Below are 16439 nucleotides of genomic sequence, written 5' to 3' on the forward strand. Positions count from 1 at the left end.
TCACCCTCCGGTCTTCGGGGCCGAAGAAGACGGTGGCGAGGTCGCCTGGCCGCCGTCCGACGGTGGGGCTTCGCCGTTGCCGACCTTGACGCTCCCGGTGACCGGTGCGAGCCCCTTGTTGTCCGGCAGAACCGCCGCCGCCTTGCAGTTCACCAGGGTCGACCCGGCGTCCCAGCTCTCTTGCTCGCGGACGTCCCAGCTCAGGATGAGCTTCTTCGCCGCCAGGTCCGCGTTGCCGGAGTACTCCTGCGCCGCGGTCGAGCATTCGGTGTCCAGCCAGGTGTTCTGCTGCTCTTGTGACGGGTAGCCGTCCTTGAACTTCGTCTTGAGGTCGAGCGTCGCGATGATCTCGTAGGAATGCGGCTGCGCGCAGTCGACCGGATCGCCGAAGCTGTTGTTGAGCAGCGCGAGGCAGGTGCCCGCCTCCCACACCATGGACTGGTTCTGCTCCTTCGCCGGTCCGGTGGTCGGCTGCAGCTTGCCGCCGGGGCCCGCCCACTGCAGGCCGCACCGCAGCTGCCGGTCGCCGTCCTCCCATTGCGCGGGCGTCGGCCGGAGCAGGTTCATGCTCAGCCTGCCGTAAGGATCCAGCGTGCGGCCGAGGTACGGCTTGACGTCGACGGTGCAGCGTGACCGGGAGATCTCCTGCCACTGGTCCAGGTTCGGGCTGGGCACGCCCGCCGGGTACTGCGCGCCGATGTCGACGATGCTGGTGACCTCGAACAGGTGGGACTCCGTGCACGGCACGCGCCGCGCGTCGGTGGCGTCCGGGTTGTTCCAGGTCAGACAGGTGCCAGGGGGAGATTGGAACGCTTCGGCCGCGGCGGGGGACAGTTTGGGGGCGCCACCGCCGCCGCCCACACCGCCCTCCGGGCCGACATTCCACGAGAACGCCACACTCAGCGAAAGCGCGATGATCGCGCCCACGAACACACCGGCCATGACGAGCCGGGTGCGCAGGGTGCTCAGCGCGTTTCGCGGATCACGGAACCGCTCAACCTGTTGAGACATCCACTCCATGATGCCCGCGCCGCACGTAAGGTGCGCGTAGCGGGTGGTTAGTGTTGGACACGGGTTCGTGCTGGCGGGCGATTACGGAGCTTCGATGACGCAGGATGACAACCGAGGGGGACAGCCTCCCCAGGAGCCGCCGAAGCGCGGCTCGATGCGGTTCCAGGACGAGACGACGCAGGCGCGTCAGCCGTCGCTGGCCGAGCAGCGCGCGCGGCAGCAGGCGCTGGCGGAGCAGGAGCGGCAGGAGGCGCTGGCCGCCGAGGCCGCTCGTGCCGCCGAGAAGAAGTCGTCGACCAAGAAGAAGATCCTGATCGGCACCGGGGTGACCGTCGGGCTGGTCGGCCTGGTCGCGACGTTCTACACCGTCGCGAAGCCGGAGAACGTCACGGCCGTCTGCACCACCAAGGACGAGATCGTCGACAACGACCAGAACTGCGACGAGAACTACGTGCGGTCGCACGGGGGACACGTCAGCGGCGGCTTCTTCTTCATCCCCATCGGCGGTATCGGTGGGCCCATGCAGAGCTACCGCTACAACTACGGCGGCAGCGGCGCGATCGGGCAGCGCGTGTCCGGCGGTTCGTACACCGCGCCGTCGAACGCGAACGTCAGCACCAAATCGGGCAAGACCGTCCAGCGCGGCGGGTTCGGCATCAGCGGCAAGAGCGGCTCCGGCGGCAGCGGCAAGAGCGGGGGCTCGTAGGTGTACCGGGATTCCAAGCCGCCCCGGCGGGACTGGCAGAACATCGTCGAGGAGCAGGGCCTGGTCTTCGGCACTCCCGCCCGTGACGGTGCCGGCAAGTCCAGGCCGTACTGGGACGAGTCGGTCCACTACGTCTTCGAGATGGACGAGATCCTGTCCGTCGAGGCGGACGTGGAACTGCTGCACTCGATGTGCCTCGAAGCCGTCGACAACGTGGTGACCACCGAGCAGTACCACCGCTTCGGCATCCCCGAGTGGGTCTGGCCGCATATCGCCGAGTCGTGGAAGCGGCAGGATCCGCACGTCTACGGCCGGTTCGACCTGCGCTACGACGGCAAGAGCCCGGCGAAGCTGCTCGAGTACAACGCCGACACCCCGACCTCGTTGCTCGAAGCCGCGGTCCTGCAGTGGCACTGGAAGACCGCGGTCTTCCCGGAGAACGACCAGTGGAACTCGATCCACGAGAAGCTGGTCGAGCGCTGGGGCGAACTCGCCGACAAGCTGCCCTCCAACGAACTGCACTTCACCTGGTCGTCCGCGGATCCCTCCGGTGAGGACCACGTGACGACGGCGTACCTGCAGGAGACCGCGGCCGAGGCCGGGCTCGACACCGTCGGGTTGTCGATCGAGGAGATCGGCTGGGATCCGGTGCTCAAGCGGTTCGTCGACCTCGAAGAGGCGCAGATGGCGACCGTGGTGAAGCTCTACCCGTGGGAATGGGTGGTCGACGAGGAGTTCGGCCGGTTCGCCGTCGAGACCATGCCGCGCACGCTGTGGGTCGAGCCGCTGTGGAAGATGATCCTCTCCAACAAGACGCTGCTCGCGATCCTGTGGGAGAACTATCCGGGGCATCCGAACCTGCTGCCCGCCTTCGCCGACGACCCCGGCCTGCTGACCGAATACGTCCGCAAGCCGAAACTCGGTCGCGAGGGCGCGAACGTGCAGATCGTCGCCACCGGCTACGAGACGCAGACCGACGGCGTCTACGGTGCCGAAGGGTACGTCTACCAGGCGTTCGACCCGCTCCCGGAGTTCCAGGGATACCGGCCCGCGCTCGGTGCGTGGATCGTCGGCGACCAGGCCGCCGGCCTCGGCATCCGCGAGACGGCAGGACTGGTCACGGACGACGGCGCGGCGTTCGTCCCGCACCGCATCGTCGAGTCGTGATAGAAGCAACCGCACAAACCTGACATTCCTGACCAGCTCGTACTTCTGGGAGAACCCTGTGACCACCACCCTTGCGCTGTCCGACACGTTCGGCTCCGACCTCGTGCGAGGGATCGGCGCGATCCTGTTGTACGGCGTCGTCGGCCTGCTGCTGATGTTCGCCGGCTTCTGGGCGATCGACTGGACCACGCCCGGCAAGCTGTCCCAGCTGGTCTCACGCGGCCTGCCGAACGCGGTGATCGTCACCGCGTCGGGTCTGCTGTCGATGGCGTTCATCGTCGTCGTGGCGATCGCGAACTCCGCCAGCGACCTGACCGAGGGCCTCATCACGTCGCTGGTCTACGGCCTGCTCGGCATCGTGGTGCAGGTGCTGGCCGTCCGGCTGCTGGAGTGGGCGACGCGGATCGACGTCCGCTCGACCATCGAAAGCGAGAAGTTCGCCCCGGTCAGCGTCGTGGTCGCCGCCGCGCACCTCGCCCTCGGCCTCGTCGTGGCCGTCGGTATTTCGTAAATCCTTGTCGTACTGAAAACGGCATAGGCGCACGATTCCCACTACCGTGGGAGTCGTGCGCCTTTTGAGGACACCGGACGACCGGTTCTCGGACCTGCCCGACTTCGATTTCGAACCGCGCTACGCGGAACTCGTCGACCTTCACGGCGGCGTGATCAGAGTGGGTTACGTGGAGGCCGGACCCGAGGACGGGCCGCCTGTGCTGCTGCTGCACGGCGAGCCCACCTGGTCCTATCTCTATCGCAAGGTCATGCCGGTGCTCGCCGACGCCGGGTTGCGCGCCATCGCGCCCGACCTGGTCGGCTTCGGCCGCTCCGACAAACCCGGCGACATGGTCGACCACACCTACCAGCGGCACGTCGAGTGGATGCGCGCGTTCGCCTTCGACGTCCTCGATCTGACCGAGGTCACGCTGGTCGGTCAGGACTGGGGTGGCCTGATCGGCCTGCGGCTGGTCGCCGAGAACCCCGACCGCTTCTCCCGTGTCGTCGCGGCCAACACCGGCCTCCCCACCGGCGACACCGACATGCCGGAGATCTGGCACAAGTTCCGCGAGACCGTCGGGAACGCCCAGGTCCTCGACGTCGGCCGCTTCGTGCAGGCGGGATGTCAGAGCAAATTGCCGCCCGAGGTCCGCGCCGCCTACGACGCGCCGTTCCCGAACGAGATGTACAAGGCCGCCCCGCGCGCGATGCCGTCGCTGGTACCCACCACTCCGGACGATCCGGCCTCGGCCGCCAACCGGGCCGCGCTGAAGGTGCTCACCGAACTGGACAAGCCGTTCCTGGTCTCGTTCTCCGACGGCGACCCCATCACCGCGCCCTGGGGCCTCGAACTGCGGGGCGCGATGCGCGGGGCCCGCGAACTGGAGCATCCGACGATCACCGGCGCCGGTCACTTCCTGCAGGAGGACGCCGGTGGACGGCTGGGCGAGGTCATCGCCCGCTTCGTGAAATCTTGAGTCCCGCGTGACATGAAAGGCCCCTTCATTGCAAAATTTGCAATGAAGGGGCCTTTCATGTCACTTCAGGACACGGCCGCCAGCGCGTCCACGACGATCCCCAGCCCCTCCGCGGCCTCCTCCGCGGTGAGCGTCATCGGCGGCGCGATCCGCAGCACGTTGCCGTGCAGCCCGCCCTTGCCGATCAGCAGCCCCCGCGCCTTGGTCTCCTCCATCATCCGCGCCGCGGCCTGCGGGTTCGGCTCCATGCCACCCGGATTGACCAGTTCCACGCCGATCATCAGGCCCTTGCCGCGCACGTCCCCGATGAGCGGGCTCCCGGCCGCGCGCAAACCGGCCAGCAGTTCGTTGCCGCGAGCCAGCGCGTTGGCCTGGAGATCGTGGTCGGCGATGTGGTCGAGCACCGCGGCCGCGCCCGCCATCGCGACCGGGTTGCCGCCGAAGGTCGAGATCGAGTTCGCGGTCAGGCAGTCGACGAGGTCGCCGCGCGCCACGAGACCGCCGATCGCGAGCCCGTTGCCGAGGCCCTTCGCGAAGGTCATCGCGTCGGGGACGACGTCATGCGCCTGGATCCCCCAGTAGTGTTCCCCGGTCCGTCCCCAGCCGGTCTGGACCTCGTCGGAGATGAACAGGATCCCGTACTGGTCGAGGACCTCCTTCATCGCCTTGAACAGGCCGTCCGGCGGGGAGCTGAAGCCGCCGACGCCCTGGATCGGCTCGGCGATCATGCACGCGACATCGCCCGAGGTGCCCGTCTCCAGGACGTCGACGAGGTCCGCGACGCAGGCGTCGATGTACTCCGTGTCCGAAAGGGCCCGGAACGGGCTGCGGTAGCGGTAGCCACCGTGGACGTAGCTCACCCTCACCGGGCTCAGCGACGACGCCGACCAGCCGCGGTTGCCGGTGATGCCGACCGTCGCGAACGACCGCCCGTGGTACGAATTCCGCATCGCCAGCACCTGGTTGCTGCGCCGGTATTGCGTGGCGAGCATCAGCGCGGTGTCGTTGGCCTCGGTCCCGGAGTTGGTGAAGAACACTTTCGCGTCCGGGATGCCGGAGAGCTTCGCGATGCGCTCGGCCAGTTCGACCTGCGAGCGGATCAGGTACAGCGTCGAGGTGTGCAGGATCCCGGTGTCGAGTTGCTTGCGCACGGCGTCGCTGATCGCCGAGACGTCGTAGCCCATCGAGTTCGTCAGGATGCCCGCGAAGAAGTCGAGATAGGTGCGTCCGGTCGAGTCGATGACCCGGCGGTCCTGCGCGTGCACGATCTCGATCGGCTCGTCGTAGTAGAGCGCCAGCCACGACGGGAGTACCGCCTTGTGCCGCGCCAGCAGGTCCGCATCGGTCATCGGGTTTCTCCGTCCGCAGCAGGGAGATCTCAGTATGGGGACGGCCCGAAACGGGCGGCAACGATCAGACTGTCGGGTTATCCGCGCGGACCCGCACATTTTGTGCGGCTCGCACGGACTACTCTCAGCACTCGTGATTGACCCCAGGACTCTGCGCGATGACCCGGACGTCGTGCGCGCTTCTCAGCGCGCCCGTGGCGAGGACGAAGGAGTGGTCGACAAGCTGCTCTCCCTCGACTCCCGGCGCCGGTCTTCGATCGCCGCCGCCGACAAGCTGCGCGCCGAGCAGAAGTCGCTGGGCAAGCTCATCCCGAAGGCACAGGGTGACGAGCGGGCCGAACTGCTCGCCAAGGCGAAGGACCTCGCCGCCCAGGTCAAGACCGCCGAGGTCGAGCAGACCGAAGCGTCGGAGGAGTTCGACCAGCTGCACCGCCTGGTGCCGAACCTGGTCCACCCCGACGCGCCCGAAGGCGGCGAGGACGACTACGCCGTGCTCAAGCACGTCGGCGAGCCGAAGAAGTTCGACTTCACGCCGAAGGATCACCTCGAACTCTGCGAGGGCCTCGGCGCGCTCGACATGGAGCGCGGCGCGAAGGTCTCGGGGTCCCGGTTCTACTTCCTCACCGGCATCGGCGCCCAGTTGCAGCTCGGGCTGTTGAACATGGCCGTCGCGCAGGCGACGGCGAACGGCTTCACGCCGATGATCACGCCGACCCTCGTGCGCCCGGAGATCATGGCGGGCACCGGCTTCCTCGGCGCGCACTCGTCGGAGGTCTACCGGCTGCGCGACGACGACCTGTACCTCGTCGGCACCTCCGAGGTCCCGCTCGCCGGCTACCACGCCGACGAGATCCTCGACCTGACGAAGGGGCCGAAGCGCTACGCGGGCTGGTCGTCCTGCTACCGCCGCGAGGCCGGTTCGTACGGCAAGGACACCCGCGGCATCATCCGCGTCCACCAGTTCGACAAGGTCGAGATGTTCGTCTACACGCGTCCCGAGGACGCCGAAGCCGAACACGCGCGCCTGCTGGATTGGGAAGAGCAGATGCTCGCCAAGATCGAGGTCCCGTACCGGGTGATCGACACCGCCACGGGCGATCTCGGCACCTCCGCGTACCGGAAGTTCGACTGCGAGGCGTGGGTGCCTTCGCAGGAGACCTACCGCGAGCTGACCTCGACGTCGAACTGCACGACGTTCCAGGCCCGTCGCCTCGGCATCCGCTACCGCGACGACGACGGCCGTCCGCAGACGGTCGCGACGCTGAACGGCACGCTCGCCACCACCAGGTGGATCGTCGCGATCCTGGAAAACCACCAGCTCGAAGACGGTTCGGTGCGGGTGCCGGAAGCGCTGCGTCCCTTCCTCGGCGGAACCGAGCTGCTCGAACCGACATCGAAGTAGCGTTTCGCGCGGAAGGGCGGAGGACAGGGAACGCATGCGGTTTCGGAATTCGGTCGTGCTCGGCCTGGCGGTACTGGCGCTCGGCGGCTGTACGTCGACGATCGGCGGCTCCGCCTCGCCGGTGCCGGGTCAGGGGCCGGTGATCACGAAGGCCGACCCGTGCGCACTGCTTTCGCAGCAGCAGGCGGACGAGCTGGGCGTCAGGTACCCCGGCAAAGAACGTCCGGCGAAACCCGAACAGAAGGTCCCCGCCGTCTGCCGGTTCAGCGAGCTGGAGGACGCGCCCGACGGTGTCGCGCTCGAAGTGTCGCAGAGCCTGAACCTGTCGGCCGTCGACTACTACGCGGGCGCGCTGCCCGGCGAGAAGTTCGGCATCGGCGGGTTCACCTGGACGCGCTACGCGACCGTCCTCGGCCCGAGCTACTGCTCGCTGGCCACCGAGCTGGACGCGAAGACGTTCATCGAGATTTCGAGCGACGCCCCGGGCGATGACAACAGCAAGGCGTGCGACCTGGCGAAGGCCGCCGCACCCGCGATCGCGTCACATCTCCCCGGCGGGCAGCAGGATCCGCAGATCACCGCGCCGCCGGGCCAGAAGCCACTCGAACCGTCCGGGCCGCTGGTGAACGTCGACCCGTGCACCCTGCTCAAGCCGGAGCAGGTGGCCCCGTTCAACCTGCAGCCCGCGCGGCCGATGAACGGTTCGTCGAGGGATCCGAAGAACGGCTGCCAGTGGGACGACACGGACGGCGACGCGGGCAAGAAGGCACTCGACCTGTGGGTCTACACCGCGACCAAGACCGAGGACGTCCCCGGGCTGGAAGGCACTCCGGCCGAGCAGGTGGTGAACGGCCGGAAGTGGATCGTCTACTCCGCCGCGGACAGCCCGATCTGCGTCGCGCTCATGCCGGTCACGGAGACGTCGTCGATCAAGATCGACACCGGCGACCTCACCGACAAGGCCAAGGCCTGCGAAATCCCGCAGGCCGTGATGCCGCTGGTGACCGCGAACGTGCCCGCGTCCTAGCCGACTGCGCGTAATCGGTCGGTCAGGCCACCTCGTCGGCGATGTACTTGGCGATCTCCAACGCGCTGGTCGCCGCCGGTGAGGGCGCGTTGAGGACGTGCACCTGGTTACGCGCGGTCTCGATCAGGAAGTCGTCGACGAGCGCGCCGTCCGGCCGCAGCGCCTGCGCGCGGACCCCGGAGCCGTGCCGCACGATGTCGTCCTCGGTGACGGCGGGCACGAGCCGTGCGAGGCTTTCCGCGAAGCGGCGGCGGGAGAACGAGCGGCGGACCTCGTCGAGCCCGGTCGGGTAGGCGTACTTGCGCGCGAGCCGCCAGACGCCGGGGAAGCGGGCGACCTCGGCGAGGTCCCTCGCGGAGATGTCGCGCCAGGTGTAGCCCTCGCGGCGCAGCGCGAGCACGGCGTTGGGGCCGGCGTGCACGCTGCCGTCGAGCATGCGGGTCAGGTGCACGCCGAGGAACGGCAGCGACGCATCCGGCACCGGGTAGATCAGGCCGCGGACGAGGTGACGGCGTTCGGGCTTCAGTTCGTAGTACTCGCCGCGGAAGGGCACGATCCGCGCGCTCGGGGTGAGCCCGGCGAGCCGCGCGACGCGGTCGGCGTGCAGGCCCGCGCAGTTGACGAGCGCGTCCGCGTGGATCACCTCGTCGCCGGTCGCCACCTCGACGCCGCCGGTGCGGCCCGCGCGGATGCCCAGCGCGGGCGTGCCGAGGCGCAGGTCGGCGTCGGACTGGTCGAGCAGGCGCACCAGCGCGGTGCAGACGGCGGGGAAGTCGATGATGCCGGTGGACTCCACGCGCAGCGCGGCGACGCACGACACTTCGGGTTCGTACTCGCGGGCTTCGCCCGGGGTGATCAGCTTGGCCGGGACGCCGTTGGCTTCGGCCCGTTCGGCGAGCACCTTCAGCGCCGGAAGCTCCGCTTCCGAGGTCGCGACGACCAGCTTGCCGCAGACCTCCACCGGCACCCCGTACTGCCGCGCGAAGTCCACAATGGACCTATTGCCCGCGGTGGACATCCTCGCCTTGAAGGAACCCGGCCTGTAGTAGAGCCCCGCGTGCACGACGTTGGAGTTGTGCCCGGTCTGGTGGGCCGCCCAGCGGTCCTCCTTTTCGAGCACCGTGACGTCCAGGCCCCGTTTGGTCAGTTCCCAGGCCACGGCGAGACCGACGATCCCGCCCCCGATGACTACGACTGTACGCACGATCGACCAGGCTACCCGGAGCGCAACCTGACGACTGTCAGGTTAGGTGATAGCGTACCTGACCGATGTCAGGTAAGCGGCTCAGCAAGGACGAACGCCGGGAGCGGATCCTCGCCGCGGCGGCGCGGGTGTTCGCCGCGTCCGGCTACGACGGGGCCGGGATGCGCGAGGTCGCGACGGCGGCCGGGATCAGCACGCCCGTGCTCTACGACCATTTCCCGTCCAAGGCGAAGCTGTACGCCGGACTGCTGGAGTCCGAAGTGGACAGTCTGCTGGCAGGCTGGGCCGAGCTGCCGCCGTCGGGCACCGCCGAGGAACTGCTGCGCGGCCGGGTGGAGGCGATCTTCGCCTGGATGGAAACGAACGAACGCGGCTGGCGGATGATCTTCGCCGAAACGCCGTCCGACGAGAGCGTCGCCCAGGTGCACCGGCGCGGGCAGGCCAGGGCCACCGGACAGCTGACCGAGGTGTTCGCGCAGGTCCCCGGTCTGGCGCTGACCGCGGACCTGCCCCGCGAACGCGCGAACGAGGTACTCGCCGAAGCGGCGAAAAGCGCATTGAACGCCATCGCCACCTGGTGGTGGAGCAACCGCGACATCCCGCGCGAGCAAGTCGTCGCGATCACGGCTGATCTGCTGTGGCGCGGTCTGGGAGCCCTGATCCAGGAGGACACATGAGCATCGAAACCATCGAGCGGTACCGCCGGGCTCTGGAGACACGAGACGTCGAACTCGGGCTGAGCGCCTACGCGCCGGACGCGGTGGTGCGTTCGCCGTTGACCAGCCGGGTGCGGTTCACCGGGCACGCGGAACTCAGGCCGCTGCTGGAAGTCGCCTTCAGTCATCTGCGCGACGTCCGCTTCAGCACCGACACCGGCGACTCGTCGACGCGCGTGGTCGTCTACTCCGCGCGCATCGGCGACGAGGAGGTCGAAGAGGCGGCGGTGCTGAAGCTCGACGAAGACGGGCTCATCGCCGAAGCGACGTTGTTCGTGCGGCCGTTGCCCGGCCTCGTCGCGCTCATGGACGCCTTCGGCCCCGACATCGCGCGCCGCAACGGCCGTACCTTCGCGGCCCGGTTCCTGAGCGTGGCCACCAAACCGTTGCTGGCCATGGTGCGGTCGGGCGACCGCCGTGCCGTCCCCCTGGCCGGACCCCGCCCCTGACCGCGTTCAGAGGACTAAACGCGGTGTGAGGCGTGCGGCGCTTCCGCATTCAGAGGACCAAATGCGGAAGTGTCGTCGGGGTCTTCGAGCACCTTCGGCACGCCGCGCAGCGTGAACAACGCGCTGGCCGCCAGTAGCGCCATGAGCCCCGCCGAGCACAGCATCGTCAGCTGCAGCCCGTCGACGAACGCCAGTTTCGCGTTGGCCAGGACCAGCGCTCCTTGCTCGGGCGGCAACTGCGCCGCGACCTGGACGGCACCACCGAGAGTGTCCGAGACCGTCTCGGACGGCAGACCCGCCGGGACGACGAGTTCGCTCCGGTAGAGCGCCCCGAGCACACTGCCCAGCACCGCGATCCCCAGCGCCCCGCCGAGTTCCGTCGCCGTCTCGGAGATCGCCGACGCCGCGCCGGCCCTGGCCTTCGGGACGACGCCGAGCACCGTGTCCGTCGCGACCGAGAGAATCAGCGCCAGGCCGACGCCGAAGATGATCATCGCGGCGAGCAGTTCGGGGTAGACGATCGTCACGCTGATACCCGAGTACAACGCGAAGCCGACCGCCGAAAGACCGCACCCCAGCGCGATGGTGACCGCCCGGCCGAAAAGCTTGATCCCCAGTGGGGCGAGTACGCCGCCGAGGATCGCGCCGCCCATTCCCGGCAGCCCGGCGAGCCCGGACTTCAATGGCGACCAGCCCGCCACCAGCTGGAGGTACTGCGCGAACATCACGGACACCGCGAGCTGCGCGAACATCGCCAGGATGGTGGTGCCGATCGTCGCCGAGAACGCGCGTTGCGTGAACAGCTTGAGGTCCATCAGCGGTTCGGCCAGCCTCGGTTGCCGCACGAAGAACGCAGGCAGAGTGCCGAGACCGAGCACCGCGGCGACGGCGATGTCCCAGTGTCCCCAGCCCTTGTACGCGATTTCCTTGATCGTGTAGACGATCCCGACCAGACCGACGATCGACAGCAGCACACTGAGCACGTCGATCCGGCCGGGTTCCGGATTCTTCGACTCGGGCAGGATCAGCGCGCCGGCGATCACCATGACCACCACCACCGGCACGTTGACCAGGAACACCGAACCCCACCAGAAGTGCTCGAGCAGGACACCGCCGACGAGCGGTCCCAGCCCGAAACCGAGGATCGTCAGCCCACTCGAAATCCCGATCGCGGCGGCACGTTCCTTGCCGGTGAACACGTTCCGCACGATCGACAGCGTCGAGGGCATCAGCGTCGCGGCGGCGATCCCCAGCAGCACGCGGGCGGCGATCAGGAGTTCCGCGGTCGGCGCGTACGCCGTGATCACCGAGGCGATCCCGAACAGCGACGCCCCGATCAGCAGCAGCTTCTTCCGCCCGATCCGGTCGCCCACGTTCCCCATCGTGATCAGCAGCCCGGCGAGCGCGAAGCCGTACGCGTCGGCGATCCACAGCATTTCGGTCGCCGACGGACGCAGCTGTTCCGACAGGGACGGCAGCACCAGATGCAGCACGGTGAGATCGATCGCGATCAGCAGTTGCGCGAGGACGCAGACCGCGAGCGTGCCGACCTTGCGGCCGCGGCCGATGGTCATCGCGTCACCCCGAAGGTGAATTCCGGCGAGTGACGCGCCGTGCCGTGCTCACCGTCGCCGAGGTGGAACCGGGTGCTCATGTGCCGCACGGCGAGGAAGTCTTCGGGTGATCCCGCGAGGTAGGTCATGGCCGCGAGCGTGACCGCCCCAGCTGACCGCCCGCGCACCGAACGCTGACGGCTCGTTTCGTGTCATCGGAATGTCATGTGCTCCGCGCGAAGCTTTCGGCACACAAGACCGAAAGCGAGGGATTCCATGCTCGGCAACAAGGTGTACATGATCGCGGGAGCCGTGTTCAGCGTCCTCTTCGTCGCGCTCGCGATGATCGAGTTCTCCACCGGCTACCCCGAAGACGGCCTACAGGACCTGTTCTACGCCGCACTGAGCGCCGGGGCCGGCGCGCTGCTGTACGTCCTCGACCGCCGTCAGCGCGAGCGCCGCGCAGCCGCACTGGCCACCGAAGACGCAGCACAGCGTGATGCCCGATGAGGAACATCGACGGCGGCTTTCTCGCCGCCCCGGACCAGGCCGCGCTCGAACGGCGGGAGCGCGACATCCGCAAGGGCAAGCTCGCACTGGCCTTGACCGTCGTCGGCGGCTTCGTCACGCTGATCGCCGGTTACCAGGTCTTCGTGGACTTCTCCCCGGGCGCGCTGGTGGTGACGATGATCGCGCTGGCCGTCGCCGTCGGCGGCGGGATGCTCACGAAACAGCTGAACCGCACCGTGCGGTTCCGGGTGCACAAGCCGAACGCGGGGCTGGTCGCTGCCGCGAAGCTGTCCGGAATCCTGGTCGTCTTCTTCGCGCTCGCCGCGCTGCTCGGCTCGATCGACGCTCCCGGTCCGCTGCGCGTCATCCTGATCGCCGGTGTCTGCGGGGTCCTCGCCTACGTGCGATCGCTGCACGACCAGCAGTGGGTGCTCTTCGAATTGGACGCGGTGGGCGTCCGGGTCGAGCGGACGGTCGTGCCGTGGCGCGACGTCACCCGGCTCACCATCGATCCGGTCGGCCCCGGCATGACCCGGCTGGGCGCTGTCCCGGTCAACGCGGAGCCGCTGTACGTGGCGGTGCAGGACAGTGAGCTGGACTCGCGGCTCCTGACCGAGGCCGTCGCCCGGTTCGCGCCGAGGGGGGTCCTGCTGACCGGCGTTCACAATCCCGCCAGTTGAGCGGCGTTCCGCAGGCCGAGGCCCCGGCGGTAGGCCCGGTCGAAGTCGTCACCGAGCCGCTCCCGAACGGTCGCCCGGAGCAGGGCGGCGTCCAGATCGACGGCGGACGGGGTGCCCCTGACGGTCACCGCGGCGCCGATCAGGACCGCCGCCCGCTCGGGATCACCCCGGAGCAGGGCGGCCCCGGCGAGACCTTCGACGGCGCAGGCCAGGGTGGTGCTGTCGTGCCACCGGTCCGCCGAGACGAGCGCCGACCGGTGCAGTTCCTCGGCGCCGTCCGCGTCACCCTCGGCGGCCAGCACCCAGCCCAGCGAAATCCTCGCTCCGGCACGGACCCCTTCGGCGGCGAACGAGCCGCCAGGGCACTCCGAAAGCGCGAGTTCGCTCAGCGCGCGAGCTGTGGCCAGATCGCCTTCGTGCCGGGCGAGGAAGGCGAGCCCGATGTATCCGGCCGCGCGGCTTTCCGGCATTCCGGAGCGCCGCGCGATTTCGATGGCGAGTTCGAAATCCGCCCGCGCCCCCGCGGCGTCACCGTGCAGCAGTTTGCTGCCGCCGCGACGGCACAGCAGGTCCGCGTTGTCGTCCGAGGCCCCGAGTTCCCGCATCAGCCGGAGCGCCTCGTTCATCGTTTCGAGTGCTTCCGCCTGCCTGTCCGTCCAGATCAGGATCTGTGACAGGTGATCGAGCGCCATCGAGAGTCCCCAGCGTTCCCCGAGCCGCCGGAACGCCGCCGCCCCCTGGCGCAGGAACTCTTCCGCCGGTTCGAGGTCGCCCCGCATCAAGGCGCGGAGGCCATACCCCGTCGGCGCGAGGGCGAGACTCCACGCGTCGCTGTGCGCCAACAGGGCCTGACTGCGTTTGACCAGCGAGTCGTCGTCACCGGGCGGACCGGTCACGACCCCCATCAACAGCAGCAGCGCCGGATTCCGGGGTGCCTTGGCCATGGTGTGCCCGAGGTCGTCCACCGCCGGAAGATGGCGGTCGAGGGCTTCGTGGCCGCGGAGACCGGCGGCGGCGTTGAGCACGCAGAGCTGGTATTCCTCTTCGAGCCCCTCCGGCGGACGCGGACCGAGCTGTTTGACCACTTCCAGGCACAGCGTCGAGCCTTCGAACCGGCGCCCGCGCATCCACCAGTACGTCACCATCGAGGCCGAAAGCCGCAGCGCGATCCGCGCGTCCGCCTCGGCCGACCACCGCAACGCGGCCAGCAGGTCGTCGTAGGCGTCGTCGACGCGGTCCAGCCAGCTCAGCTGATCACCGGTACGGATGAGCGGATCGGCCGTTTCGGCGAGGGCGAGGAAGTGTTCGCCGTGCGCGCGTCGCATCCGCTCGGTCTCGTCCGCTTCGGCGAGCTTTTCCGCGAAAAAGGCCCGGATGGTTTCGAGCATCCGGTACCGGTTCCCGGTCCGCTCGACGAGTGATCTGTCCACAAGGGACGGAAGCAGCTCCCCGGTGCCCGGCACTGCGCAGACCGCCTCGGCGTCGGCGAGGGTGGTGCCGCCCGCGAAAACGGTCAGCCGCCTGCCGAGCCGCCGTTCGTCCTCGTCGAGCAGATCCCAGCTCCATTCGACGACGCCGCGCAGCGTGCGATGCCGGTTTTCGGCGACGCGGCTGCCGCGGGAGAGCAGGGCGAAGCGGTCGTCCAACCGGATGGCGATCTCGCCGACCGGCAGGGCCCGGACGCGGGCCGCGGCGAGTTCGATGGCCAGTGGCAGCCCGTCGAGCGCGGCGCAGACGCGCTGGACGTCGCCCGCGGTGGTGTCGTCGACGGCGAAGCCCGGATCGTTGGCCCGGGCGCGATCGGCGAACAACCGAACGGCGGCGAACTCCATCGAGCGCGCGGGCGGCGTCCCCGGCGGCGGCACGGCGAGCCGGGGCACGGGGGAGACGACTTCGCCGGTGATGCCGAGCGGTTCGCGGCTGGTGGCGAGCACCCGCAGTGCCGCGGCCGCGCCGAGCAGCCGCGCGATCAGTTTCGCGGCCGCGTCGACCAGATGCTCGCAGTTGTCGAACACCACCAGCAGCGCCCGGTCGGCCAAGGCGCCGATCAGTCGCTCGACGGGTTCGTTCTCCACCCGGGCGGTCGCCGCGCCGAGCGGGGTGGTCCGCAGGCCGAGCGCGGTCAGCACGGCGTGGGCGACGTCGGCGTCCTCGGTGCAGGGCGCGAGCCCGACGAACACCACGGGCAGGTCCGCGACGGCCGCGACTTCGACCGCCAGCCGGGTCTTGCCGGTCCCACCGGGGCCGGTCAGCGTCACCAGCCGGGAGCGGTCCAGTTGGCCGAGTACGTGCCGGAGGTCGCCCTCGCGCCCGATGAAGCTGGTGAGCTGCGCCGGGAGCGGCGTCGTCACTTCTTTGGCGGGAGGCGTCTCGCCGCGCAGCACGGCCAGATGCGCGGCCGCGAGTTCCGGTCCCGGATCCGTGCCGAGTTCGTCGGCGAGGACCCGGCGGGCGTCCTCGAACGCGGTGAGCGCGTCGGCATGGCGTCCGGCGGCGTGCAGCGCGCGGATCAGCAGCGCACGTGGCCGTTCGCGCAGCGGTCGGGCGGTGACGATCTCGCGAAGGTCGGTGAGGACGTCTTCGTGCCGTCCCAGCTTGAGATCCGCTTCGACCCGGTCTTCGATCGCCGACGTCCTCAGTTCGTCGAGCCGGGTGACCTGCGGCTCCCGAAACGGCGCGTCGGTGATGTCCGCGAACGCAGGGCCACGCCACAGAGCGAGAGCGTCGCGAAGCAGTTCGGCCGCCTTCGTGGCGTCTCCCGCCGCGAGGATGCGACGTCCTTCCGCGGCGAGCTGCTCGAACCGGTGGACGTCGACGTCGGTGGGATCCACGGCCAACCGATAACCCGCCGGAGTGAATTCGACCGGCGCGAAATCCTTCAGCGCGCCGCGCAACCGGGAGACCTGGGATTGCAACGCGTTTACCACCCCTTCGGGTGGTCGTTCGCCGTAGAGACCGTCGATGAGCCGTTCGGCCGGGACGACCCGGCCCGCCTCCAGCGCGAGCAGCGCGAACAGCGTCCGGACCCTGGGCCCGCCGACCGGCACGAGAGCGCCGTCCGCACGGCGCACCTCCGTCGCCCCCAGAACGCCGAATCGCATGGGGCAAAGAGTAGGGCGTCGTTGACCTGGGCTGTTCCAGCCCGCCCGAACTACGCCGATCGGCGTCTATACACTTCGCCGGGTCCCCACGC

16 protein-coding genes are annotated in these 16439 nt (G+C 69.1%); 10 read left to right on the top strand and 6 right to left on the bottom strand.

From position 1 onward, the window contains the following. The gene (locus AVL48_RS25690) at positions 1-1011 is read right to left on the bottom strand and encodes a septum formation family protein (RefSeq protein WP_061980371.1); all 1011 of its coding nucleotides are present in this window, start codon (positions 1009-1011) and stop codon (positions 1-3) included. 94 nt (positions 1012-1105) lie between these two features. Here AVL48_RS25690 and AVL48_RS25695 point away from each other — a divergent pair, with 94 nt between their 5' ends. The 4 genes from AVL48_RS25695 to AVL48_RS25710 are packed head-to-tail and all read left to right on the top strand — an operon-like array spanning position 1106 to position 4356. After that, positions 1106-1717 carry a hypothetical protein gene (locus tag AVL48_RS25695; protein ID WP_244162525.1) on the top strand — a complete coding sequence of 204 codons (612 nt, stop codon included), beginning with the start codon at positions 1106-1108 and terminating at the stop codon, positions 1715-1717. Next, positions 1718-2884 (top strand): glutathionylspermidine synthase family protein, encoded by a 1167-nt coding sequence (locus tag AVL48_RS25700; protein WP_061980369.1) that lies wholly within the window; start codon positions 1718-1720, stop codon positions 2882-2884. Positions 2885-2942: 58 nt separating this feature from the next. Next, on the top strand, positions 2943-3395 hold the full coding sequence (locus tag AVL48_RS25705; protein WP_061980368.1) for a DUF350 domain-containing protein: 453 nt from the start codon (positions 2943-2945) through the stop codon (positions 3393-3395). Positions 3396-3450: 55 nt separating this feature from the next. After that, the gene (locus tag AVL48_RS25710) at positions 3451-4356 is read left to right on the top strand and encodes a haloalkane dehalogenase (protein WP_143104622.1); all 906 of its coding nucleotides are present in this window, start codon (positions 3451-3453) and stop codon (positions 4354-4356) included. 65 nt (positions 4357-4421) lie between these two features. Here the strand turns inward: AVL48_RS25710 and AVL48_RS25715 are convergent, their stop codons facing one another. Next, positions 4422-5705, bottom strand: a complete 1284-nt coding sequence (locus AVL48_RS25715) for an aspartate aminotransferase family protein (protein WP_061980366.1) — start codon at positions 5703-5705, stop codon at positions 4422-4424. 133 nt (positions 5706-5838) lie between these two features. Here AVL48_RS25715 and serS point away from each other — a divergent pair, with 133 nt between their 5' ends. After that, positions 5839-7107: a serine--tRNA ligase gene (gene serS / locus AVL48_RS25720; RefSeq protein WP_074038225.1), complete on the top strand. Its 1269-nt coding sequence runs from the start codon at positions 5839-5841 to the stop codon at positions 7105-7107. A gap of 34 nt (positions 7108-7141) precedes the next feature. Then, positions 7142-8134: a DUF3558 family protein gene (locus tag AVL48_RS25725; RefSeq protein WP_061980364.1), complete on the top strand. Its 993-nt coding sequence runs from the start codon at positions 7142-7144 to the stop codon at positions 8132-8134. A 22-nt stretch (positions 8135-8156) separates the two neighbouring features. Here AVL48_RS25725 and lhgO read toward each other — a convergent pair whose 3' ends face one another. Next, positions 8157-9338: an L-2-hydroxyglutarate oxidase gene (gene lhgO / locus AVL48_RS25730; protein ID WP_061980363.1), complete on the bottom strand. Its 1182-nt coding sequence runs from the start codon at positions 9336-9338 to the stop codon at positions 8157-8159. 65 nt (positions 9339-9403) lie between these two features. Between lhgO and AVL48_RS25735 the strand changes: the two genes are divergently transcribed. Together AVL48_RS25735 and AVL48_RS25740 are read left to right on the top strand one after the other, a co-directional pair. Then, the gene (locus AVL48_RS25735; RefSeq protein ID WP_061980362.1) at positions 9404-10015 is read left to right on the top strand and encodes a TetR/AcrR family transcriptional regulator; all 612 of its coding nucleotides are present in this window, start codon (positions 9404-9406) and stop codon (positions 10013-10015) included. Further along, a complete protein-coding gene (locus AVL48_RS25740; protein ID WP_061980361.1) occupies positions 10012-10503 on the top strand; it encodes a nuclear transport factor 2 family protein in 492 nt (163 codons plus the stop codon). Before AVL48_RS25735 ends, AVL48_RS25740 begins: the two co-directional genes overlap by 4 nt. 14 nt (positions 10504-10517) lie before the next feature. Here AVL48_RS25740 and AVL48_RS25745 read toward each other — a convergent pair whose 3' ends face one another. After that, positions 10518-12077, bottom strand: a complete 1560-nt coding sequence (locus AVL48_RS25745) for an MFS transporter (protein WP_061980360.1) — start codon at positions 12075-12077, stop codon at positions 10518-10520. Continuing rightward, positions 12074-12205 carry a hypothetical protein gene (locus AVL48_RS40595; protein WP_279626643.1) on the bottom strand — a complete coding sequence of 44 codons (132 nt, stop codon included), beginning with the start codon at positions 12203-12205 and terminating at the stop codon, positions 12074-12076. Before AVL48_RS40595 ends, AVL48_RS25745 begins: the two co-directional genes overlap by 4 nt. A gap of 127 nt (positions 12206-12332) precedes the next feature. On the opposite strand from AVL48_RS40595, the gene AVL48_RS25750 reads away from it, so the two are divergent. Together AVL48_RS25750 and AVL48_RS25755 are read left to right on the top strand one after the other, a co-directional pair. After that, positions 12333-12566 (top strand): hypothetical protein, encoded by a 234-nt coding sequence (locus AVL48_RS25750; RefSeq protein ID WP_061980359.1) that lies wholly within the window; start codon positions 12333-12335, stop codon positions 12564-12566. Next, the gene (locus AVL48_RS25755; RefSeq protein ID WP_061980358.1) at positions 12563-13246 is read left to right on the top strand and encodes a hypothetical protein; all 684 of its coding nucleotides are present in this window, start codon (positions 12563-12565) and stop codon (positions 13244-13246) included. Before AVL48_RS25750 ends, AVL48_RS25755 begins: the two co-directional genes overlap by 4 nt. Here the strand turns inward: AVL48_RS25755 and AVL48_RS25760 are convergent. Continuing rightward, positions 13228-16347, bottom strand: a complete 3120-nt coding sequence (locus AVL48_RS25760; protein ID WP_061980357.1) for an AfsR/SARP family transcriptional regulator — start codon at positions 16345-16347, stop codon at positions 13228-13230. The genes AVL48_RS25755 and AVL48_RS25760 overlap by 19 nt on opposite strands. Positions 16348-16439 lie beyond the last annotated feature (92 nt).

The sequence above is a fragment of the Amycolatopsis regifaucium genome (assembly GCF_001613935.1).
Taxonomy (GTDB): domain Bacteria; phylum Actinomycetota; class Actinomycetes; order Mycobacteriales; family Pseudonocardiaceae; genus Amycolatopsis; species Amycolatopsis regifaucium.

Coding starts and splice junctions, on each gene's coding strand:
- AVL48_RS25755 (WP_061980358.1), top strand. CDS start 12,563: ATGAGGAACATCGACGGCGGCTTTCTCGCCGCCCCGGACCAGGCCGCG.
- AVL48_RS25690 (WP_061980371.1), bottom strand. CDS start 1,011: ATGTCTCAACAGGTTGAGCGGTTCCGTGATCCGCGAAACGCGCTGAGC.
- AVL48_RS25750 (WP_061980359.1), top strand. CDS start 12,333: ATGCTCGGCAACAAGGTGTACATGATCGCGGGAGCCGTGTTCAGCGTC.
- AVL48_RS25715 (WP_061980366.1), bottom strand. CDS start 5,705: ATGACCGATGCGGACCTGCTGGCGCGGCACAAGGCGGTACTCCCGTCG.
- AVL48_RS25735 (WP_061980362.1), top strand. CDS start 9,404: ATGTCAGGTAAGCGGCTCAGCAAGGACGAACGCCGGGAGCGGATCCTC.
- AVL48_RS25745 (WP_061980360.1), bottom strand. CDS start 12,077: ATGACCATCGGCCGCGGCCGCAAGGTCGGCACGCTCGCGGTCTGCGTC.
- AVL48_RS25760 (WP_061980357.1), bottom strand. CDS start 16,347: ATGCGATTCGGCGTTCTGGGGGCGACGGAGGTGCGCCGTGCGGACGGC.
- AVL48_RS25695 (WP_244162525.1), top strand. CDS start 1,106: ATGACGCAGGATGACAACCGAGGGGGACAGCCTCCCCAGGAGCCGCCG.
- AVL48_RS25740 (WP_061980361.1), top strand. CDS start 10,012: ATGAGCATCGAAACCATCGAGCGGTACCGCCGGGCTCTGGAGACACGA.
- AVL48_RS40595 (WP_279626643.1), bottom strand. CDS start 12,205: ATGACCTACCTCGCGGGATCACCCGAAGACTTCCTCGCCGTGCGGCAC.
- AVL48_RS25725 (WP_061980364.1), top strand. CDS start 7,142: ATGCGGTTTCGGAATTCGGTCGTGCTCGGCCTGGCGGTACTGGCGCTC.